The following is a 23579-nucleotide window of genomic DNA, read 5'->3' on the forward strand; positions in this document are numbered from 1 at the left end:
CTCCAACCAAGAACAGCCTGCCGCAGCTTGCGACAGGCTTGTTAGGATAATATGAAGTAGTTGAAATTTCAGCCACTAAGCTGTAAAATGGGCAATAACTTCTTTTGGTATATATAATATGAATACGGTTGAATATGTTTGGCCTACGCTTGATTGTAGTACAACAGCAGCGCGATGTTCTAGTGAACTGTCTTCATAAACTTTCCGATCCGATCTAGTGCTTCCACGAGATTTTCCGTTGACGAAGCATACGAGATACGGATATGCCCCTCACCACTTGCACCTAACGCATTGCCTGGCACAACAGCAACTTTAGCTTCCCTTAATACCCGCTCTGCAAACTGCTCTGAAGAAAGTCCCGTATGTGTAATAGAAGGGAAGGCGTAGAATGCACCTTTAGGTTCAAAGCATGGCAAGCCAATGTCAGACAAGCCTTTGACTACTAATCTTCTGCGCTGATTGTATGAATCGACCATCGTCGTAATATCGTCCTGTCCGCGTCTAAGTGCATCAATGGCAGCTTTCTGGGCTGTAATTGGCGCGCACAGCATCGTATATTGATGGATCTTGGTCATAGCCGCGATCACCTCGCGATTGCCGCATACATAACCGAGCCGCCAGCCGGTCATGGCGTATCCTTTGGAGAAACCATTAAGCAGAATGGTATGATCTTTCATATCCGGAAGCGCTGCAAAGCAAGTATGTGTCCCTTCGTAAGTCAGCTTATCGTACACTTCGTCGGATAGAACAATCAGACCATGCCGTTTAACAACAGCAGCAATACGCTCAAGCTCAGCTTTGCCCATAATGGCTCCAGTCGGATTGTTAGGATAATTGATAATAATAGCTTTGGTACGGGGAGTAATCAATGCTTCTACTTGCTCTGCTGTAAGCTGAAAATGCTGTTCTTCCGTTGTGCGAATGGGGACAGGCACGCCGCCTGCCATAATGGTGCAAGAAGCGTATGATACGTAACAAGGCTCTGGGATCAGCACTTCATCACCAGGGCACACGATGGTGCGCAGTGCCAGATCCAGCGCTTCACTGGTACCCACCGTGACCAATACCTCGTCTCGCGGTTCATAATAGACGCTGTAGTTATGATGCAGATGGGCAGCAATCTCTTCACGAAGCTCTAGCAGGCCAGCATTTGCTGTATACATCGTGTAGCCTTTCTCCAGCGAATAACAAGCTGATTCTCGAATCAGCCGCGGCGTTACAAAGTCCGGCTCGCCCACACCAAGCGAGATGATGCCAGTAACTTCTGTCGCCAGATCAAAGAAGCGTCGGATGCCAGAGGGCGGTAAATCCAGAATAACAGGTGATATCAAAGTATTCCATTTTAGTGACAAGTGACCCACCAACCTTCTCAATAATAGAATTAATGATGCTCATTAAGGATTTGAAGCCCCAGCGGCAACAAGAGAAAACAAGAAGCAATAAGAGGCGATAAGAGTAAGCGGCGATAAGAGACAACAAAAAAAGCCCTCATCCCTGAAAGGGACGAGAGCATGCTCACGCGGTACCACCCTAGTTGGCTGACAGATTCAGCCCACCTCGATCCCGGTAACGGCGGGAAGCCGGCAATCTCTTACTCAAGTTCAGAGTGCAACTCAGGGAGGGCTTTCAATAAGGTGGATTCCCGGGCTCTCACTGTCCCCGGTCGCTTTGCAATCAACAGCCTTACTTACTTTTCCCATCAATGTTCGTATCCGTAATAAGTTGTGGAAAAATATATCACGAAAAGATTTGTATTGTCAATCTTTACTATTGGGATAAAGTGTGATAAATTTCTAGTAATATTTGAGTCTATGACTAAAAAATACTATTTATGCTATATTATTTTATTTAATGCATAATTATTTCATTGCATTAATAAATAAACGTTTGCCAAGACACACTTTGGCGAGGAATCTTAGCAAACGTCTGGTTACGACCTATTGATTTAACAAAAAAAGATCGTAAATCTATTATACGGGCATGCCTATTTTTTGTAAATCAATGGGTTATACCTCTACTCTTGACTTAGAAAGTGAGGTTGACCCGTCCATGACGTATGCGCTGCACAACGTTAGCCAATCGTCTGTTCTGAAGAGTATTCATACCATCTGCACGTTAGGGCCTGAGAATACCAATTGTGAGCTTGCTGCAAGGACTTGGTTTGATCGGATGGGAAAGTCAGGTGCCATATTATTATATCCAACTTTGGAGGAAGCGGTTGTTGATGTAAGGGAGCAGCCAGGCACAGCGCTGTTAGGTTGCGTGGTGTACCCCGATTTGCACAAAATCGTATTTTCCAATCTGGATAAGCTAGTGTTAATAGACTGCTTTATAATGCCTACTTACAAGATGGTTCTTGCCTCCAATACAAGCAGCCTGCACCAAGACCCTTCCATTGCAACTCATCCTGCCCCTTCTGGACTTGCCGCACAGCACACTACCGATATTCGCCTAGTTTCAAGTAATGCCCAAGCGGCAATTAATTGCGCAGCAGGGCTTGCAGATGCCTGTATTACGACGATTTCAGCAGCAGAACGACAAGGTTTGCACATCATGCATGATTATGGCGAAATACCTATGGGATTTACGATACATGCCCACACGACCACAGACTATAGGTAATTGGGGAGGTTCACGATGTCCAACGTACAGTTGAGCAAGACAGGGTTAAAAATGTCAGAACTGACTGGTGTTCGTTCGATTATGAAAGATATTAAGGAGACAAATGAATCGGACACACCAAGGGACTACGTCAACGTAAGCGCGGGCAATCCGTTAGTGCTGCCTGAGGTAGAGGCGTTATGGCGCAAATATGCACATGAATTGCTTGATGGTCAGGAATTTGGAGAAATTATCGGACGATACGGTTCCAGCCAAGGATATGAACCGTTTATAGATGCCATTGTGCACTGGTTTAATGCGGAGTACGGCTGGAACTTGACGAAGCATAATGTACTTGTTACACCAGGTAGCCAGTCATTGTACTTTATGGCGGCCAATGCTTTCAGCGGTCCAGATGAAGAGGGCAACCAGCGTTCGCTAGTGCTGCCTCTATGTCCTGACTACACAGGTTATGGCGGTGTCGTATTGTCCAAGGATGTACTGAAGACGTATAAGCCAACACTTGATATTCAAGAGAAGCATCGCTTTAAATACCGGCCTGATATTGATAAATTGACGATTGATAAATCAGTAGGTGCCGTCTTGTTCTCCCGTCCTTGCAATCCAAGCGGCAACTTAATGACGGAGCAGGAAGTTGATCGGATTGTAGCGATGTGTGCAAAGCAGGATGTGCCGGTCATTATCGATTCGGCCTATGCACCGCCGTTTCCGGATATGGTATTTACTGATATGACACCGGTATGGGGAGAGAATGTGATCCACTGTGTCAGTTTGTCGAAAGTAGGACTTCCAGGCGAGCGTATCGGGGTAGCGATTGCAAGCGAGAAATACATTCAATTGTTAGAAGCGTTCCAATCGAACATGAATATTCATTCTTCACGATTTGGCCAGGCACTCGCAGCCAGAGCCATTATGTCTGGTGAACTGGCAGAGGTGTCTACAAATGTCATTAAGACGTTCTACCATAAGCGATTCTTGATTTGGGAATCGGCGTTAGATCGCCTAATGCCAGACGAGGTGCCTTGGCATTTGCATGTAGGCGAGGGATCTATTTTTGCATGGATGTGGTTTCAAGATTTGCCGATCAGTGATGCGCAGCTGTATGTCGAGTTAAAGCAAGAAGGGATGATCGTAGTTCCGGGTTCTACGTTCTTTAGCGGGCTTAACGAGCAGTGGAGCCACACGAAGGAATGCATCCGAATTAGCTTGACGGCAAGCGAAGAAGAATTGGAGCGGGGTGTAGCTATTTTGGCTAAGGTCATTGCCCGTGTGTACCAACAAGCTGGTATTACGACCAGATAGCACCAAGAGCGAGCGTGTTCACACCAAGATGGAGCACGATTGATGGGAGGGGGATGCAGCCGTGGCATTTATCACCGTAGATGCTGTGTCAAAGGAGTTCAAGGTGGAAGTGAAGCAGCGAGGTGTCATGGGGAAGCTGCGCAGCCTTGTTCGTCCACATATTGTAATTCGACAAGCCGTTCGTAATATATCCTTCTCGGTAGATGAGGGAGAGATTATTGGATATTTGGGACCGAATGGCGCTGGCAAGTCAACTATGATCAAGATGCTGTGTGGCATCCTGCATCCAAGCTCCGGTCAAATTCGAGTCAACGGCTGCATCCCTTACATCGAGCGTCGTAAGTATTCAATGGCAATTGGGGTCGTATTTGGTCAACGCAGCCAATTGTGGTGGGACTTGCCGGCCATTGATTCGCTTGAGCTCTACAAAGACATTTACAAAGTATCTGCGGCAAGCTATAAGCGAAGTCTTGACGAATTTAACGAATTGTTAGACTTGCACGAATTTGCGCATACACCTGTACGTCAGCTAAGCTTGGGCCAACGTATGAGGATGGAGCTTGCTGCGGCTATGCTGCACCACCCTCAAATTTTGTTTTTGGATGAGCCGACGATTGGTCTTGATATTATGGTGAAGGAAAAGATCAGGGATTTTATCCTGCAGTGGAATACGCAGCGCAAGACGACGGTTATTTTGACAACACACGACGTGATAGACATCGAGCGACTGTGCAATAGGATTCTCATTATTAACAACGGCGAAATGGCATTTGACGGCTCAGCAAAGGAACTGGAGCAGTTGTATAGCCGGGAGAAGCAAATTATCGTCACGTTTAAAGATGCAATTGATCGTCTGCCGCCATTACTGCATACGACTGTGCAGCGTCGGGAAGGCAACCAGCTATGCTTTGCGGTGGAGCGCAGTGAAGATGTACAGGAAGTGATCAAACGAATCGTTAACAGCTATGAGGTCACAGATATTCAAATTCGTGCGGCAGATTTGGAAAGCATCATCAAGCAAGTGTATCAAACGGGAAAAAGGGATGTCGCCCATGAAGTCGTATATTCGCATTTTTCATAAAACGATTTCCACTTCTTTTGTGTACAGATCGAATTTGTATATGCCAATGCTGGCGTACTTCGTCTTTGTATTTCTTCAGTATTCACTTTGGTCTGCTGTATTTGCCTTAAATGAACCTAAAGGCACCACGATTTCACAAATGATGACTTATATTTTTATCGGTATGATGATTCGTTTTCTAACGACGGCTACAGCTTCCGATCAACTGTCTCAGGAGATCAGGGAGGGGAAGATCGAGCTTATGTTGATCCGGCCCTACAATTTGTTTTTGTTTTTCCTTGCGAAGCAGTTGGGGCGTATCGTCGTTGATTTTATAACTAAAGGCCTCCCTTTGTTAGGCATCAGCTTATTGTTTTTATCTCCTTTCATCCAGATCCCCTACAATTTATCTAACTGGCTTTACTTCGGATTTTGTTGTATAAATGCGGTCATAATCGCCTTCTGCATGGATTATATGATCGGACTTATGGCTTTTTGGATTATCGAAACTTGGCAGCTCCGCTTTCTTATTCAAGACATTGGTAACGTTTTTTCCGGCGTATTTATTCCACTTTGGTTTTTCTCAGAACCATTTCTTTGGATAGCTAATCTACTCCCATATCCTTATTTATACTTCTACCCCATTAATGTGCTGCTGGGAAATGTAGATCACACAAGCTTTTTATCCCTTACCCTTGTTGGGTTGTCTTGGAGTATCGGTCTTTTAGTTGTCATTATGCTGATGTGGCATCTTTGCAAATCCCGGATTGTCATTCAAGGAGGGTAAGCCGTGATTCGCGCTTATGCAGCATTGTATCGCAAATTTATTATCAAATATGCAAAAGCCAAGCTGGAATACAAAATCCCGCTTACATTAGATATCGTGGCTAACATGGTGAACTCGCTTAGCTTTGTCTCTGTTGTCTATTTTTTAATGAACCATTTTAGTAAGCTCGATGATTGGCAACTGAACGAGGTCATGTTGATGTTTGGCTTTGGATTGTTATCCTGGGGATTGGCGGGCATGCTGTTCTGGGCGCCGGTCATGCAATTAGAGCAGTTGATTATTACTGGGCAGTTTGACCATTTTTTATTAAAGCCACTACACCCATTACTACACCTGATGTTTCGTCACTTTCAGCATACGTTTCTCGGCCAGACTCTGGTTGGCATAGGTTTGCTGTACTACTCATTGGAGCACCTGTCCATCTGGTTGACACCTTCGTTTATCCTCAATGGCATCTATCTGTTATTTAACTCCGTGCTTGTACAATCCGCAATTTTAATCGCACTTAGCTCACTGAATTTTTTTGTTAAAAAGCCGCTCGTATTTTCGATGATGGTTGTAGTGGATCTACAAGTTATTTCACGTTACCCTGTTTCTATTTACCATCAGGGATTACAATTTGTAGTCAGCTTTGTGGTTCCTTATATTTTTGTCTCTTATTACCCTGTCGTCATCTTGACGCGAGGCGTTAACAGTGAGCCGTTGCTCTGGGTGACGTACGTGATTGGCCCGATGTTGGTTGCGTTCGCTTGTCTGTTGTTTAATTACGGTGTTAGACGTTATGACGGCGCAGGCAGCTAGCAGCCACATACATTGATGGAGGTGTATAACCATGTTATTAACAGCTATAGAGCCCGCACAATATGTGAGGCAGCATATTGTGCCTATTGTGAATGAGTTCCGTAAGCTGCAACAGCCCGACGGCCGCGTCCAAGCGAATTATGACTTAGCGGATGAATGGCTGGACAAGCTTCTGCCGTCTGTTCGTCACATATATGAGATTTTGCTCATGCCTGAAATGGCAGCTGCGTTTGAGGCAGACGTTGCAGAATGGCGGCAAAATGGGCTTGATTCCATTCCTTATTTCGATCATTCGTTAAAATGCTTTGTTCCCCCTGCTCCTCAAACTTTTTCTTTTATTATTGCGCCATTAGTAGCGACAAATGGGCCTGCACCAAAAGGGCATTTTCTCGAGTGTTTCCTCGTCCTGCGTGAAGAACCCGTGGAATTGGAAGGCGTATCGGCAATGCTTCCGCATCCGAAAAACGGATGCCAATCCTGTCGATTGATTACAGGCTCGACGGGGATTATGATGGGCAATTGTATCGTGTTTTTCCCAGAAAATATTAAAACGAAGGAAAAAGTAGAGAGCCAATCATTCGCCATGTTTTTCTTTAACAAATTTCAGCTAATTTACTTAACGGAAACGTTCCCGCGTGTAATGCAGCTGTTTGGTACAGGATGGGTATCCGATGCTCTTTCTACTGAATCGGTATATCGTGCCCGCTCCGTATGGGGGTATTTGCACGATTATTATCATCATAATGGCCCACGCCCGTTTGATACTAATTTGCAGGTGAAGTTGAACTTTTTTGTAGGCATTTTGGAAGAAATTAAAGTGGATTGTCAGTCCGTCGTAGCTGCTTGTGAATTGGATGTACCTTTTGGAAGGGAGATAGCGGAGTATATATTATTTGAACGGATGCTTCGTTATCCGAATCAGCCGGATGCAAAGACAAACTTTGATGCAGGGACAGGGCTGTTTTTGTTTGAATGGTTAATGAAAAATGGGACTTGTTTCGAAGTTTCTGAGCAAGGATTGCGGTTAAGTCTGGAACAATGCGTAGAAGATATTAAGCGGCTCGTAAGCGAAGTGGAGGACATTGAACGTATCGAGGATGACGAGCAATTTAAGGCAGCAGCAAAACAGTATGTAAGAAAGTACTTGCCAGAGGGTGTTGACAAGGAGAAGTTTGCGATGCCGGATTTGTATGCCCGCTATATTGGTCATACATTCGGGGAACCCAAACTGTTGGACTTTTCCCAATTGCCGTATTAATGGATGTCAGATCATTATCATAAAGCAGTGTGGAGGATGACTTATGAGCCTTTCAGATGAGGTCAGACAGGTTGTTCTGGAAATATTAGCAATAGATTTGGATGAGCATTTGCCAGAGGATCATACGTTGCTTAAACAGTACGGCATGGATTCTGTAGCTATGATTCGGCTTGCCGTTGCTGTGGAGAAGCGATTTGGTGTGAAATTTAAAGGTAGAGATCTGCTTGAACGTAACTTTGCGTCTATAGGTGATATGGTGAACTTACTTTTGGACAAACAGCAGCGTGCGACGAAAGTGCCAGAATAATAGGGAGTAGGGGGAATCTCATGAGCAGCAGCTTGCTGAAGGCAGTCGAGCATGCCGGGAAATATTTTAACTGCTGGAAATATGAATTGAGCGGCTATTTAAATGGTAGAGGGCTGCCTGTGGACTATTTATTTTACAATGCATTAGAAAGTTCAGACCAAGTGCTTGCCCAAATTATGCATCAGAAAAAAAATCGATGGGTATATGACACGACATGCTTGCGTAACGAAAAGCAACTGCACTTGATTGGCGTCAACCTGGTGCGGAAACGTTTGGACTCGTTTGATCAGCTTGCTGCGCTTGTCCCGAAGGTCATTGATCATTCGAGTTCAATTTTACTGCTGCTGGATTCTTTCTATGTTCCGCACAAAGAACATTACGAAACTGCTCATACTCCTCACTCTTACGTCATTACTGCTTACCAATACGATGACATCCTACAGGATACGGTTTACAACTTGGTCGATATTGTGATCGATGATTATGGAGATTTCCCTTACGCTGCATCAGACCTGAAGCAAATGTATGAGCTTAGCTGGCCAGCTAATCGAGCCGTAGCCTATTTTGAAATGGGACAGGACAGCTATATTCAAAAGGAACAAATACTAGACGCATATGATCGTCATCTGAAGCAGCATAGCGACAGTTACGCACTGCATGATCTAGTTATTTCTGGGCTTGATCGCTTTGATGGTTTCACTGACCATAAAGAGCGGCTGTATCACTTGGACATGGCGTATACATTTCTGGCTGGCTCTCGTTATTTGTACGCTAGATTTTTGAAAATTATTGGATTTCAAGCCGCGAGCGAGGCCTACTACGAAGCTGGCGAGCAAGCAGAGAGCTTGTCGAATATGTATAGACGCTACGGGCTAATTGACGAAGTTGACAGTGAAGAGCTGATAGAGGAGTGCAATCGGATGAAAGAGCTGGATCAGTCAGCGCTGTGTGCCGCGCGTCAACAAGCTCTTATATCCGGATAAAAGGGTGATTCAGCAAAGGATAGGGGAGAGGAGAGTCGTGAAATGACGATTAGTCAGTTGAAGCCATGCTGTGTGGGGCAGCGTCTATCTGAATTGGCCGCTAGGATGCCGGATCAAGCTGCTGTTGTGCACGACGAAACAAGCTTAACCTACATGCAGCTTAATTACTGGAGTGAGCAATTTGCAAGGCGCTTAGTTGGCATGGGCATGAAGCAGGGCGAACGTGTATGTGTAATGACATATAAAGATGTTCGTCTTTTGATTGCGATCTACGGCTGCTTTAAGGCGGGGGCCGTCTTTGTACCGCTCGATGCCGGCAATCCTGATACACGCTTAAAGTATATTCTCGACAGTGCGCAGCCTTGTGCTGTAGTGGCGCCTGTAGAGGCTGGTGAACGCCTAGCCAGTCTGACGCCTGAATTAAAGCATATCCCGTCGGAAGAACTGCTGGCTCATGCCCATACCGAGCAATGGAGTACGCAGATGCATATGAGCCCCGCAATTGCGCTGCCAGCGGTAAGTCTGGATGCACCTGCTTACTGTATGTTCACCTCTGGATCAACAGGCTCGCCCAAAGGTGTTGTCATCCGCCACGACAGTCTAGTTGCGTTCTTTGAAGCAGCAAACGCACATATGAGCTTAAACGAAAGTTCCAAATGTTTGAACCTGGCGCCATTTTTCTTTGATGCTGTAGTAGTGGACACCTTCTATCCTTTGTATCGAGGGGCGACTGTTTATTTATACGATGGTTTGATTTTGCCAACAACGGTACTGGGAATGGTGGAGGAGGAAGGAATCACACAATTTACAGCCGTAGCTCCGATATTAACGATGATTGCAGACAGTGGTACGATGGATGATTACAATTTGAACAGTGTTAAGACGATATGGACAGGAGCAGATGTGTTAAATGTCAAAGCCACGCAGCAGTGGCTGAGCCGAATTCCTGGTCTTAAAATTGTAAATGGATACGGTCCAACAGAAGCAACTTGTGCTTGCTTGGCGTATCCGATTACGGAGTTGGAGCCAGATCGCGTAGAGCCTTATCCGATTGGCAAGCCATTAGCTGGTATTCATATTCGAATCGTGGACGAGCATTTGCAGCCCCTCCCGCAAGGAGAAGCAGGAGAGCTGCTAGTAAGTGGAATTCAAATTTTGGATGCGTATTGGGATAATGCGGAAGAAACCCGCAAGCGCATTGTGTCAATGTCGGGCCTACAGTATTATCGCACAGGCGATATTTGTTATCTTGATCATAGCGGGAATGTACATTATATCGGCAGAGCTGACGATGAGATCAAAATACGGGGTCGGCGCATAAATTTGAATGAGATTAGACAGGCCTTGTTTGCGCAATCGATTGTGTTGGATGCGACAATATTTGTGGTGGAGGATGACATCCACGGCAAGCTGTTGACCGTAGTTGCTGAAGTGGATGTCCCCCTGACGGAAGCTGTTGGCGAAGCTGTGTTAATAGGTCTGGAGAAGCAGCTTCCGTCCTATATGGTACCAAGGCGCCTTGTGTTAACGAAGCAACTGCCAAAGCTGCCTTCAGACAAAACAGACAAACAGAAACTGATCAAGTTTGTCCAGTCCTCTAAAATGAACAACAGCGGTATTTTAATCTATGCGGAATGAGCTAAATGAGGATAGTGTGTGCTGCGCTGTTATTCGCTAGTCTGAGGCGGATACATAATATGGATGCCAACTTCGATAGTGCGCGGTTCGCCAAGAAAAGGAAGTTGAAGCGTTGCCCGTTTCTTGTGACGATCTACTTTTTTGATGAGATTTTCCATTCCTTGAAGAGGTCCGGCTACGACTTGAATATTTGAATTTGTAAGTATTTGTAAGGTGGAGTACTCAACAATTTCTTTGGCATCGAGCAGTTTCAGTAAGTGCTCGATTTCAACATCGTGGATGGAGGAGAGTTGAAAGGACTCGGGATTGTGCTCGTTCTTTCGACCGTTTGTTAACATACGTAGTACATGAGGGATGCGTCTTAAGGCATGGTAGCGGTCAGCGTTCATGCTTGTCTGGATCAGGACGTACCCTGGAAACATTTTTCTAAGTACATGTTGAGTGTGTCCTTGTTTCTTTTCGGGAACTTTACGTTTCGGTACTAATGAAATGAGCATTGATGGATCAAATTGCTGTTTAAGTGATCGCTGGACCGTTTCTTCTTGGCCCGTTTCTACAAAAAGGGCGTACCAGTGCAATAGAATCATTCCTTATTATTGGATTGTCTTGACTTTACTTGGAAGTAGTATACAATCTATAAAATGAAAAAAAAGTCGAATTATAGAATTAATAAAATAAATTGACATTATTTTTGTTATCCGCTACGATAATCGTGTATTTTGGTAGATGTTAAAATATAAGTTTGTAGAAACGTGTAGCCGCTAGTTGATAGGTATCATAAAGTATAAGCGTATGTATTTAAGTATTTGTAAATGGTAGTCGATAGACTAGGTCTTCCTTAATCGACGTTGCGGCGCGTTAAGGTGACACTAGTTCATATATGCGGTAAACAAGTAGTGTGCATCGTTGCAGGCGAACGGGGGAGGGTGTGTCCGCATGCAGCAATACCCTGCTTGCGCTTACGGTAGACGTGGGGAGGGATTGCCCATCATGACTAGTGTGGAAAGGATTATACAGACGCGACTGGATCATATGCCATCCCGTCCAGAGCGTATCACTTGTCATTTAAGGCTGCTCACAGCAAACCGGTACGATAAAGCGGTCATGACCGTATGTAGCTTGGTTGGCAAGCGAGCACACGTTGAGGAGTGGCTCCATCCGAGCGAAGCAGCGTATCTCGACAAGCTGCGATTCGTGAAGCGACGACAAAGTTATTTGGCTGGGCGTTACGCAGCCAAGCGTGCTGTGGCAGCATGGATCGGTGCAGATATTCCGTTACGATGCATCGCAATTGGGCGCGGCCAGTTCGAGCAACCGATCGTCACCGTGAATAGTTATTCTAACATTCAGGTTAGCATTACGCATTGTGACGGTGGTGCAGCCGCTATCGCTTTTCATGAAGCGATTCCACTAGGCATTGATATGGAACTTATCCAACAGGAGAAAGTGGATGTGTTAAAGAGCCAGCTTACAGCAAGTGAGTGTAACATGGTCAAACAGCTCCCATTTGCCCAAGCAGCATCTTTAACACTGCTGTGGACGGCTAAAGAGTCACTGTCCAAAGTGCTGAAGACGGGATTAACGGTTCCGCCTCATTTTTATGAAACAGTTGATGTGGAAGCGAGCGCTTCCTCTGTGAATGGCCGTTACGCCTTTTTTCCGCAGTATCGCTTCCTTGCTTTTATTGCAGGTCCGTTTGTCTATGCTGTTACGTATCCTCATCAAGCCGCACTAACAACTCCTTTTGATCGCACACCACTTCTAATTCCCGCATTAGCACAGCAATTACGTGTAGATGGCCCGAATATTCACCGCTCATTTCGAAAGCTAGGAAATAGTTTAGGAGATAACTTATGAGCAAATCGATTGTGTTTATGTACGCTGGACAAGGGTCTCAGTATTATGGGATGGGACGAGCACTATTCGAACAGGAGCCTGTGTTCCGCGATTGGCTGCTTCGACTTGATCAAGCAGCTTCTGAAATGATTGGCGAATCGGTGCTCGCCAAGCTGTACGATCCGAAGCAAAAGCAGTCAGAGCCTTTTGATCGGACTTTGTTTTCGCATCCTGCTATTTATATGATTGAGACTGCGTTGACGCAGCTCCTGTTCTCGTACGGTATATTTCCCGATTATGTACTGGGCGAAAGTATGGGTGAATTTGCTGCGGCAACTGCGGCAGGGATGGTGGGCTGGCAAGACGGGCTAGAGATGGTTATTGAGCAGGCAAAGACTCTTGACACCTATTGTGCAGCAGGCGGTATGCTCGCAATTTTAGACAATCCCTCCATATATACGGATAACAGCCTTCTGTATGAACAAAGTGAGATTGCAGCTCAACTGTCAGATACCCATTTCGTTGTTACAGGGACACAAGGCGCCATTCAGACGATACAGACTTACTTACATCAACAATATATTGTACGTGATCTACTCCCCGTAACCCATGCTTTTCATTCCAAGCTTATCGATCAGGCAGCAGCAGCCTACAAACATTATTTGTCGCAAAAAAAATTCATGCCCGGAAGTCTAGCTCTCGTATCTGGAATAAATGGAAAACTGATGCAGGAACTGCAAGCGGATTACTTGTGGCAGGTGATTCGTCAGCCTATTGCGCTGCAAAAAAGCTTTGAGACGCTTGCACATGAAGGGCCCGCCGTATTTATTGACCTAGGTCCTTCTGGGGGAATGGCGAATATGGCCAAGCGTTGCTTAACGACACAATTCGGGTCAGAAATGAAGCCGATCCTGACTCGTTTTCGACAAGATACGGCTTATTGGGACAGTCTGAAGCAAACACAACCGTATATTCGAACACCAAACAAATCGAATCAGCAGTCGGTGGATAGAAAGGACAACGCCTCTACTCATAAGCTGAACCACAAAGAGATATCCAAGCCAGAACATGCGACGAATCAAAAGTCGAATCCAAAGTCAAATCCAAAGTTGAATCATAAGGAGGCAACACCCATGAGGGCATATGTATTTCCTGGACAAGGTTCGCAGCAGCGCGGCATGGGAGAGGGGTTATTTGACGAATATCCAGAAATGACAGCTTTAGCCGATCGTATTTTGGGATATTCCATCCAACAACTGTGTATGCAGGATCCAGATAACTTGCTTGGTCAGACTCAATATACGCAACCAGCACTTTATGTTGTGAATGCGCTTCATTATTTAAAGGCAGTACAGGAGTTTGGTCCCCCGAATATTGCCGCCGGCCACAGCCTAGGAGAGTACAATGCACTATACGCAGCGGGAGCCTTTGATTTTGAAACGGGGCTTCGTCTTGTGCAGCGCCGCGGTGTTTTAATGAGCCAAGCTAGCGGTGGGGGAATGGCTGCGGTAATCGGATTAGACGAGGACAAGCTTCGACAAGTGCTAGAGGATCACGGTCTTGATCAGATCGATATCGCCAATTACAACCATTTGACGCAAATTGTCATCTCAGGTCCACAAGCGGATATGCTGCAAGCACAGCAGGTTTGCGAAACAGCAGGCGCTCGTCTCGTTATTCCGTTGAAGGTGAGCGGCGCATTTCATTCTCGAATGATGACAGCAGCTTACGATAGCTTTAACGATTTTTTGAAAGAGTTCTCTTTTGGCACGCTCACCATACCCGTAGTGTCAAATGTGACAGCAAGGCCATATGAACAGCAGCAGTTAAAGCAACATTTAGCAAGTCAAATTACACATGCTGTTAGGTGGACCGATACCATTCGATATCTGATGGGATTGGGGGTTGAAGAATATAAGGAGATCGGGCCTGGCAACGTGTTAACGAAGCTGATCGCATCCATTCGGAAGGAAGCGACCCCTATTCTGCTGCCAAACGATACTCCTGCTGAGGATGTCGGACAGTTAGATCAGCAAGAAGAACTTGCATCGGTGCAGAATACGATCGGAATGACGCTTGGTGATCCTCATTTCAAGCAGGATTATGGGCTTCAATACGCTTATATGATTGGTGCGATGTACAAGGGGATCGCCTCAACACAAATGGTCGTGAGAGCAGGGCGAGCAGGTATGCTAGGTGTGTATGGGGCAGGGGGACTTAGCTTAGATCAAGTGGAAGCATCGATTCGCACCATTCAACAACAATTGTCGAATGGTGAGTCTTATGGCATCAACCTACTGCATGATCCCGAGCATCCGGAGAAGGAAGAGCAGTTGGTTGATCTGTATTTGCAATATGGTGTACCCATTGTCGAAGCGTCCGCTTATATGGCTGTAAATGCGGCTTTGGTTCGCTACCGTGCTTGTGGGCTAAGTCGTCAACCAGATGGAGGCGTACACCTTCGAAATCGAATTATTGCGAAGGTATCGCGGCCAGAGGTGGCTATTTCATTTCTAAGCCCGGCTCCAGAACGGATCATATCCAAGCTGCTGCTTGCAGGCAGTATTACGTCGGAGGCAGCTGAACTTCTAAGGGAAGTGCCGATGGCGGATGATATTTCGGTAGAGGCTGATTCTGGCGGGCACACCGATCATCGTTCACCCTACACACTGCTGCCGGCAATGATTCGTCTGCGGGACGAGTACATGAAACGCTTTAACTACAGCAGGAGAATACGTATAGGAGCTGCTGGCGGCATAGGAACCCCTGAAGCAGCACTTGCAGCTTACGTAATGGGTGCAGATTATTTGGTAACAGGATCAATCAATCAATGCACGGTCGAGGCCCATACTAGCGAGTCAGTTAAAGAACTGCTTCAGCAGGCGGATATTCAAGATATGGATTACGCTCCGGCTGGTGATATGTTTGAGCTTGGGGCAAAGGTACAAGTTTTAAAGAAGGGCGGATTTTTTTCTGCACGTGCGAACAAATTATATGAGCTTTATCGTAATTTTGACTCCATCGAACAGATTGATGAGCGTACAAGACAAATGATTGAGGAGAAGTTTTTTCAGAAGACGTTTGAAGAAGTGTACTCTGAAGTTCGGGCCTATAAATCGAAGACAGAAACGGAAAAGGCGGATCGGGATTCTAAACATAAGATGGCGCTTATTTTTAAATGGTACTTTGCTATGTCGAACTTGGCAGCGATTCACGGTGATCCAACTCAGCGTGTGAACTATCAAATTCATTGCGGACCAGCACTTGGTGCTTTTAATCAATGGGTGAAAGGCACTCATCTGGAGCATTGGCAGCAGCGTCATGTAGATGAGATTGGCCGCAAACTATGTGACGAGACTGCTGAACTGCTTCGTCGACAAGTCTTGCAATATGCGACATAAATCGTAGGATTTGAATTGAAATGTTTACCATTAATTGCTATGATTTTGGGAGCATCTCAATTTGCAGGCTTGGAGGTAGTCTATGTATATTAAACAGTCAATAGAGCAGCTTGCACCCTATGTGCCGGGAATTCAACCTCAGATGGACGGCCGCGTTATTAAGATTAACGCCAACGAGAATCCTTATCCTCCCTCGTCTCAAGTACAGGAACTGCTGGGCGGGTTTGATTATGCGCAGCTCCGTTATTATCCTGACGCGACGAGCCAACGCTTGCGCCAGTTGATCGCAGCACATTACCAGTTGCCCTCTGAACATTTATTTTGTGGCAACGGTTCAGATGAAATTATTTCTTACCTTTTTCAAGTTTGTTTTGAGGAACAAGATACTATTGCTACACCTTATCCTACGTATACGTTATACAAAACGATTGCGGATATTCATCGCGTTCATACGGAATACGTACCTACAAGAGATGACTTTACAATCGATACAGAAGCATTAGTACAGACGGGAGCGAAAGGCATATTTATTGCGAATCCTAACGCTCAGACCGGACTGATGCTGCCTTTAGCGGAGATTGAGGAATTGCTGCAACGTTATGACGGGCTTGTAGTCATTGATGAGGCATATATGGATTTCGCACCTGCATCTGCCTCTGCAATTGCGCTTGTTGGGAAATATCCTCATTTGGTTGTGCTGCGTACTTTTTCCAAATCCTACTCGTTATGTGGTATTCGTGTAGGTTACAGTTTGGCTGATCCTGCACTTGTGCATGCCTTGGACAAATGCAGAGATTCCTATAATGTGAGTCTGTTAAGCCAGTTATTAGCGGAAGCAGCTTTTAAAGATCAGACTTACTTGCAGCGCACGATCCAGTGGATTGTGGCTACTCGCGATCGGGTAGCTGCGGCGCTGACAGAGCTTGGCTTTGAAGTGCTGCCTTCAGAGGCCAACTTTGTATTATGCAAGCCTGTGCACGGCAGTGCGATTGATATTTACGATTATTTGAAGGCGAGACAAGTTTACGTTCGCCATTTTGACGCTCCGCGACTGTCAGACAAGCTGAGAATTACGATCGGTACAGATGCAGAAATGGATGTGCTGCTGAAGTATTTGCATGAGTTCGCTGAAGTCAGATCGACATCATGAAGCAGAACGTAATAAAGCAGTGGGTGGTGTGAGTCTTGCGTAAGTCTCACGTGAGCCTTATGTAAGGCTAGTTGAGCCAGTCACATCCACATCGAAATGCAAAAGCAAGGGATAGCACAGACTGAACGGTTTTAATTGTTCAGTCTGTTTGGCGTGTCTTAATTCTGTTCAGGAGGCGAGTGTACAGTATGGACCATACAAGTGGCGAAATGGATACGCCAGAGCAAGTAGTGGAGGGAAAGGAGATTGCTATCGTTGGCATGGCTTGTCGATTCCCAGGAGCCGCACATTACGATGCATTTTGGGAACTGCTCGCAGCAGACCGCTCAAGTGTAAATGAAATACCGCATGATCGATGGGACTGGGCATCCTATTGGGGAGACAAGGATGGAGAAGGAAATACCAGTTACAGCAAATGGGGAGGATTTATCGACGATGTGGATGCATTCGACCCACAATTTTTTGGTCTGTCGGCCCGAGAAGCGGAGACGATGGACCCCCAGCAGCGCATCATGCTGGAGCTGGCCTGGAACAGCTTTGAGGATGCAGGAATTGCACCCTCCCGCTTATCAGGCTCCAATGTGGGCGTATACATCGGCGTATTTAATTACGATTATAAAGAGCTTCAAGAACATCCTTCGTTAGTCATTCAAACGTATCATTCCACAGGAACGGCCTCCGCCGTCATTGCCAATCGAATCTCCTACTTTTTTAATTTTAAAGGACCAAGTCTTCCGATTGATACCGCTTGCTCCAGCTCATTAAACGCCATTCATGCGGCTGTGCAGTCGCTGCAAGCGGGAGAGTGCAAAGTAGCACTTGCCGGTGGCGTCAACTTACTGCTAACACCGACTCGCCATATCTCGTTCGCGAAGACAGGTATGCTGTCTCCGACAGGCTCCTGCAAAACGTTTGACGACAGCGCAGACGGTTACGTTCGCAGCGAAGGTGCTGGTATGGTAGTACTCAAGCCATTAGCTCAGGCGCTTGCTGATGAAGATCGAATTTACGGTATTGTGAAAGGCAGTGCCATTAATCATAACGGAAAGACGCATACGTTAACGTATCCAAATCCACAATCACAAGCAGATGTCATTTGCGAGGCTTATCGCCGGGCGGGTGTATCTCCATTAAGTGTGAGTTACATCGAAACGCATGGAACAGGCACACCTAAAGGAGATCCTCTTGAGTTTCAAGGGCTGTGCACAGCGTTTCAGCAGCTTGCGACAGAGGAGGGAGTCGTACTTAAAAAAGGGTACTGCGGACTAGGCGCGGTAAAGTCTAACATCGGGCATCTGGAAGCGGCTGCTGGTATGGCGGGGGTTATTAAGACGCTGCTTGCCTTTAAGCATAAGCAATTGCCCAAGCTCCATCATTTTCAGCGTTTGAACCATCGAATCAAGCTTCGTCACACCCCTTTTTATATGCTGGATACACACAAGTCATGGAAAGCACTTCGAGATCATGAAGGAAATGCGTTGCCGCGTCGAGCGGGAGTAAGCTCGTTCGGGTTTGGCGGCACCAATGCACACGTTCTACTAGAAGAAGCACCTGAACAGAACCGCAAAAAAGGGCGAAAGAACAGCTATCCCTATTACCTGATTTGCTTGTCGGCGAAGACGGTTGAAGCATTAATGGCGAAGCAAATCGCACTAGCAGCTTGGTTAAAGCAGGATGAAGAGCAGGAAAGTTTGCTCGATATAAGTGCGACCTTACTTGTCGGCAGAGAGCATTTCGGGGTTAGATCAGCCCTAGTTGTTTCCAGTGTGGAAGAGCTAAGACAGAAGTTAGCGCACATCATCAAAGGAGAACATACGGAAGGATACTACACGGGACAAGCAGAGGCACATGCAACAGGGAAAGGTACTCAAGCCAATGTGACACATATTCGAAAAGGAATTTCAGGCAAGGGAAGCAGCAACGCAGCCTATAAAGATAAGCTCACTCGACTGGCGGAACGATATGTGGAAGGGGAGTATTGGGACACAACTGCTTTGTTCGAATCTGCCTCATACAAACGGCTGGCATTGCCAACGTATCCTTTTGCAAAAGAGAGACACTGGCTGCCACAGCCTGTGAAATCGAATGATGAGCAGCAGCCCACTACACTTCAGAAGCTTCCAAAACACGACTTTCTCCATCCCTACTTGCATCGTAACACTTCTAATTTGAACGAGCACCGATACAGTTCGACCTGGTCGGGACCCGCTGACGGTTTGTTGACAGACGCATTAAAATTTACTGGTTCTGGAACAAGCTTTTGTGCACTGGCTTGTCTGGAAATGGCCCGAGCTGCACTGACGCTGTCAGACACAACGTCAGCGCACAAAGACGAGTCATTATATATTCGTCTGCATAATGTGATATGGTCTGAATCGATTTGTGCTAATGTGGACCAGCATGAGGTGCACACTGCGCTAGTGCCATTTGCGGATGGGGATATCGGGTACGAAATCTATCGAGACGCTGAGGTAAATGGACAAGATTTCATTTACAGTCAAGGCAGGATGCAGTGGCTGACCCGAACACCACTAGAGGAGGAAGTATCATTTCCTCTGACTGAGCTGGATTTAAGCTGGACGGTTTCAAGTCCTCCTGCTCACATGCCATATATTAAGGCGGCTTATCATCAGGAAGGAAAGTATGTTGCGCACATACAATTTACGTCAACTAACGTGCCAGCAGATACGCTTATTCTCCATCCCGAATTGCTGGAGGCCGCGATTATAAGCGCCATAGAAAGTGACACTACGTTGCCTGGATATTTCACTTGGCATGGAGAATTGCTGCCTGTAGCTCTGCATGAACTAGACATTTACGGGGCATGCACATCAGATATGTGGGTCATGGTTGAATGTCAGGGCAAGGCGGAGCAGAATGCTTTGCTTGAGCTTGATATGCGGTTGTATGACGCAGAAGGAAGATGTCAGCTTGCTGTATTAGGGCTGCAAGTCAAATTATTAAAGGTAGAGCAGACGGTGCAGGCAGAGTTGGAGGGGCCCGAAACACGGGAATGGAGCTGCCTGCACAAACAATGGGTGCCCAAGCCTTTAGTCAAAATGAGCGATTATGACGGGGCAATTGTGATCTTAACGAATCCAGTCACACAACATATTGCTTTAGCACTTCAGCAGAAGCTGTCGAAGCATCAAGTCGTGCTGCTAAATGAGAAAGATTTGCTAGTACAGGCTGATCAGCAGGATCAGGTTTGGGGAACTTATCGTGCATGGATTGACATTACAGGCTGCGGGCCCCGAATGGAGGCTGATCCGACATGGAGCGCAATACCGCTGCTACAGCAAGCCGTAGAACAAAGTCGAGAGAAAGGACTTATTGTACTAGGTGTTACACAAGGACTTGAGGCGCTGCAAAACGAGTCCATCCATCGCGCAGGTGCTGTACGTGCAGCCTTGTACCGGATGCTGCAAAGCGAATATCGACATGTCATTTCACGTCACATTGATGTAGAGGTGGAGGTGACAGCAGCACATATTGCAGACATCATCAGTAACGAACTGGAAGCAGATGAAGAAACGGCCGAAGTATGCTATCGGCAAAATATACGGTACAAAGCAGAGCTTCAAGCAATGGAAAGCTTTGAGGAGGCTGGCTTAGGTGTTAATGCTCGGTTTGAGTCTGCGCCTGATAGCGGCGATAAAAAGAGTCCGATGCTTGCCTTTGCAGACGAGGAAGTGTTGTGGATTACGGGAGGTACACGCGGACTAGGCTACCTTTGCGCAAAGCATTTTGTTAAAAATCACGGCGTCAAGCGGCTAGTACTGACCGGTAGAGAAGAACTGCCACCTCGTGAACTGTGGGGGAAGGACTTGCCAGCAGCCACAAGAGCAAAGGTTGACGCCATAGGTCAGCTGGAGCAGCTTGGAGCACAAGTGAAAGTGCTGGCACTGCCACTGTCAGAGCGAGAACTGGTGGAGCAGCATGTGCAGGCAATTCGCAACGAGTGGGGCCCGATTGCGGGTGTTATTCATTGTGCGGGCAACTGGGATTTGGATAATCCAGCCTTTATTCGCAAACCTCTGGATCTGTTCTTGCAGGTGGCTGAACCAAAGACGACCGGATTCGAAGTGTTATTGGCGAGTGTAAGGACAGAGCCGTTGCGCTTCTTTGTGTTGTTCTCCTCCGTATCAGCCATAATCCCTACACTAGGTGCAGGTAGAAGTGATTATGCTATGGCGAATGCTTATTTGGATTATGCCGCAGAAGCTTATCAAGACACTTGCCCAATCGTCAGCATACAATGGCCGAGCTGGAAAGAGACAGGGCTAGGCGAGGTGAGAAATAAAGCCTATGACGATACAGGCCTGTACAGCTTAACGAATGAGGAAGGACTGCGTTGGCTGGATACAATTGTATCAAGTAAGATTGGCCCTGTTGTCATGCCAGTAGTTGTGCAGCCAAACAAGTGGAATCCGTCACGGCTGCTTGATCGTTACATGGTGGACACTTCTGCTCAACCAGATGAAAAGACGATTAAGCCCGCGTTGCCGCATACGGAATCTTCCCGAACACAGCAATCCGATACGGATCTGGTGAAGCAGACAGAAACTTGGCTTACAGCTCTGCTGGCCAAGGAGTTAAAGACAGAGCCTGCGAAGCTCACAAGTCATGTGCCATTTCAGGACTTTGGCATAGATTCGATTATGTTGGCGCAAATTGTGCGGCAGATGGATCGAAGTTTGCAAGGGGTAGCTGTAGACCCGGCAGCGTTTATCGAGCAAGGAACGATAGGGAGCATGACACACTATTTGGTTGCCCATCATCACGAGGCCTTGTTAGCAAATCTAACCACACATACTCAAGCTCCTTCTAACCTGCACATCGACTTGAAGTCAGATACAACCCCACATAAAGACCTAACAGCAGATCAGAGCATTCGGTCCGAACAGGAATCTAGTGCAAACAAAATCATGAGCTCCATACGGCAACGCAGCGTGACGTCAACACCACAGCGGGTTGCCACCAATCGAGATAAAATTGCCGTTATCGGCATGGCGTGTCACTTTCCGGAGGCGTCTAATTTAGAATCATACTGGGAAAATTTGAGGTTGGGTAAGGACAGCATTGGAGAAGTTCCGCTATCACGTTGGAATTGGCGGGACTATTACGATCCGAGCGGGCATCAAGCTGGTAAAAGTCTTAGTAAATGGGGCGCGTTTCTGGAGCAGATCGAATATTTTGATCCTAGTTATTTTCATATTTCGGAGGCATTGGCCGAGCAAATTGATCCGTTACAGCGACAATGGCTTGAGGTCAGCGCTGAGGCGCTTGCAGACGCCGGATTTGGCAAACGTGACCTGTGGGGCAAAAGAGTGGGCGTATTTACAGGAACTAGAACAAGCAATTTCGGTAGTAAATATTGCGCGACCTCAAAGGATGTACTCGTTGCGACAGGACAAAACTTCATTGCGGCCCACTTGTCTCACATCTATAACTTCAAGGGTCCGAATATGGTCGTTGATGCTGCCTGTGCAAGCTCGTTGACTGCAATTCACTTGGCAGTGCGCAGCATCCAAAGCGGTGAAGCAGAGATGGCGCTTGCTGGTGGTGTAGAAATACTGCTTGATGAGTCCATGTACTTGGATCTGAGCGCGGCCAAAATATTGTCGCCAGAAGGGCGCTGCCGCACGTTTGATTCTGCGGCAAACGGTGTTGGATTGGGCGAAGGCTGCGGTGTGCTTGTGCTGAAGCCATTACAAGCGGCTATTGCGGATGGCGACAAAATATATGGGGTCATTGATGGTACGGCGATTAACAATGACGGCAATACGATGGGCGTAACCACGCCGAATCCGGAAGCGCAGCGTGAACTGATCGAAGCGGCTATTGAGGATGGCGGCATTCATCCAGACACAATAACTTATGTGGAGGCGCATGGAACAGGCACTCTGATTGGAGATCCGATTGAATTAAAAGCACTTACACAAGTATTTGGCAAATACACTTCCAATAAGCAGTATTGTGGCGTCGGCAGTGTTAAGACAAATTTGGGTCATCTGCTAAGTGCGGCTGGCGCGGCCAGCATAATAAAAGTGCTGCTCTCCATGACGGCGGGAGAGTTGCCTCCGACCCTGAATTGTAGTCATCCAAATCCAAGGTTTAACTTTGATGATTCACCGTTTTATTTAGTGAGAGAGGCGAGGTCTTGGCAAACAGAGCATGACGTGCTAAGAGCAGGCATCAGCTCCTTTGGCCTAGGCGGCAACAATGCACATATTATCGTCAGCAATGAAGGGATACCTGAGTCACTGCGCGCTACTCTCGCTCCAAATGGTGAACGGGTGGCATTTAACCGCCGAAGATTCTGGCCACAGCCGCAGCTTGTAGAACAGGACGTGCATCGAGGGCAGGAATTGGTGGAAGAGGACGCATTTGCAGCATTTTTTGAGCCTGTCCAGATTACGAGGTAAGGAGCA

General features: G+C 46.6%; 15 protein-coding genes and 1 other annotated feature. Of the genes, 13 read left to right on the plus strand and 2 right to left on the minus strand.

Annotated features, from left to right (window positions below; translation table 11 throughout):
* Positions 1-179 precede the first annotated feature (179 nt).
* On the minus strand, positions 180-1352 hold the full coding sequence (locus H509_RS0114180) for an aminotransferase class I/II-fold pyridoxal phosphate-dependent enzyme (protein ID WP_028545666.1): 1173 nt from the start codon (positions 1350-1352) through the stop codon (positions 180-182).
* Positions 1353-1496: 144 nt separating this feature from the next.
* Positions 1497-1712: a binding site (T-box leader), on the minus strand.
* 289 nt (positions 1713-2001) lie between these two features.
* Here H509_RS0114180 and H509_RS0114185 point away from each other — a divergent pair.
* The 9 genes from H509_RS0114185 (at position 2002) to H509_RS0114225 (ending at position 10758) form a co-directional block, all read left to right on the plus strand.
* On the plus strand, positions 2002-2622 hold the full coding sequence (locus tag H509_RS0114185) for a type 2 periplasmic-binding domain-containing protein (RefSeq protein ID WP_245596093.1): 621 nt from the start codon (positions 2002-2004) through the stop codon (positions 2620-2622).
* 15 nt (positions 2623-2637) lie between these two features.
* On the plus strand, positions 2638-3924 hold the full coding sequence (locus H509_RS0114190; protein ID WP_036697539.1) for a valine--pyruvate transaminase: 1287 nt from the start codon (positions 2638-2640) through the stop codon (positions 3922-3924).
* A 61-nt stretch (positions 3925-3985) separates the two neighbouring features.
* The gene (locus H509_RS0114195; protein WP_028545669.1) at positions 3986-5005 is read left to right on the plus strand and encodes an ABC transporter ATP-binding protein; all 1020 of its coding nucleotides are present in this window, start codon (positions 3986-3988) and stop codon (positions 5003-5005) included.
* Positions 4977-5771, plus strand: a complete 795-nt coding sequence (locus tag H509_RS0114200) for an ABC transporter permease (protein ID WP_028545670.1) — start codon at positions 4977-4979, stop codon at positions 5769-5771. Before H509_RS0114195 ends, H509_RS0114200 begins: the two co-directional genes overlap by 29 nt.
* Positions 5772-5774: 3 nt before the next feature.
* A complete protein-coding gene (locus tag H509_RS0114205; protein WP_028545671.1) occupies positions 5775-6572 on the plus strand; it encodes an ABC transporter permease in 798 nt (265 codons plus the stop codon).
* A gap of 31 nt (positions 6573-6603) precedes the next feature.
* A complete protein-coding gene (locus tag H509_RS0114210) occupies positions 6604-7830 on the plus strand; it encodes a DUF6421 family protein (protein ID WP_051287158.1) in 1227 nt (408 codons plus the stop codon).
* A gap of 43 nt (positions 7831-7873) precedes the next feature.
* Positions 7874-8137, plus strand: coding sequence for an acyl carrier protein (locus H509_RS25360; protein WP_036697543.1), 264 nt, complete (start codon positions 7874-7876; stop codon positions 8135-8137).
* Between the two features lie 20 nt (positions 8138-8157).
* On the plus strand, positions 8158-9120 hold the full coding sequence (locus H509_RS0114220; protein ID WP_028545673.1) for a hypothetical protein: 963 nt from the start codon (positions 8158-8160) through the stop codon (positions 9118-9120).
* 42 nt (positions 9121-9162) lie between these two features.
* Entirely contained in the window at positions 9163-10758 is a 1596-nt protein-coding gene (locus tag H509_RS0114225; protein ID WP_028545674.1) for an amino acid adenylation domain-containing protein, read from the plus strand.
* A 29-nt stretch (positions 10759-10787) separates the two neighbouring features.
* Here H509_RS0114225 and loaP read toward each other — a convergent pair whose 3' ends face one another.
* On the minus strand, positions 10788-11345 hold the full coding sequence (loaP, locus tag H509_RS0114230) for an antiterminator LoaP (RefSeq protein ID WP_084159208.1): 558 nt from the start codon (positions 11343-11345) through the stop codon (positions 10788-10790).
* A 403-nt stretch (positions 11346-11748) separates the two neighbouring features.
* Here loaP and H509_RS25365 point away from each other — a divergent pair, with 403 nt between their 5' ends.
* The 4 genes from H509_RS25365 (at position 11749) to H509_RS26825 (ending at position 23573) form a co-directional block, all read left to right on the plus strand.
* Positions 11749-12615: a 4'-phosphopantetheinyl transferase family protein gene (locus tag H509_RS25365; protein WP_169450914.1), complete on the plus strand. Its 867-nt coding sequence runs from the start codon at positions 11749-11751 to the stop codon at positions 12613-12615.
* A complete protein-coding gene (gene fabD, locus H509_RS25370; RefSeq protein ID WP_028545676.1) occupies positions 12612-15995 on the plus strand; it encodes an ACP S-malonyltransferase in 3384 nt (1127 codons plus the stop codon). The genes H509_RS25365 and fabD overlap by 4 nt, the downstream gene beginning before the upstream one ends.
* A gap of 82 nt (positions 15996-16077) precedes the next feature.
* Positions 16078-17145, plus strand: coding sequence for a histidinol-phosphate transaminase (gene hisC / locus H509_RS0114245; RefSeq protein WP_028545677.1), 1068 nt, complete (start codon positions 16078-16080; stop codon positions 17143-17145).
* A 188-nt stretch (positions 17146-17333) separates the two neighbouring features.
* The gene (locus tag H509_RS26825) at positions 17334-23573 is read left to right on the plus strand and encodes a beta-ketoacyl synthase N-terminal-like domain-containing protein (protein WP_028545678.1); all 6240 of its coding nucleotides are present in this window, start codon (positions 17334-17336) and stop codon (positions 23571-23573) included.
* Positions 23574-23579 lie beyond the last annotated feature (6 nt).

The sequence above is a fragment of the Paenibacillus taiwanensis DSM 18679 genome, assembly GCF_000425125.1.
GTDB lineage: Bacteria > Bacillota > Bacilli > Paenibacillales > Paenibacillaceae > Paenibacillus_B > Paenibacillus_B taiwanensis.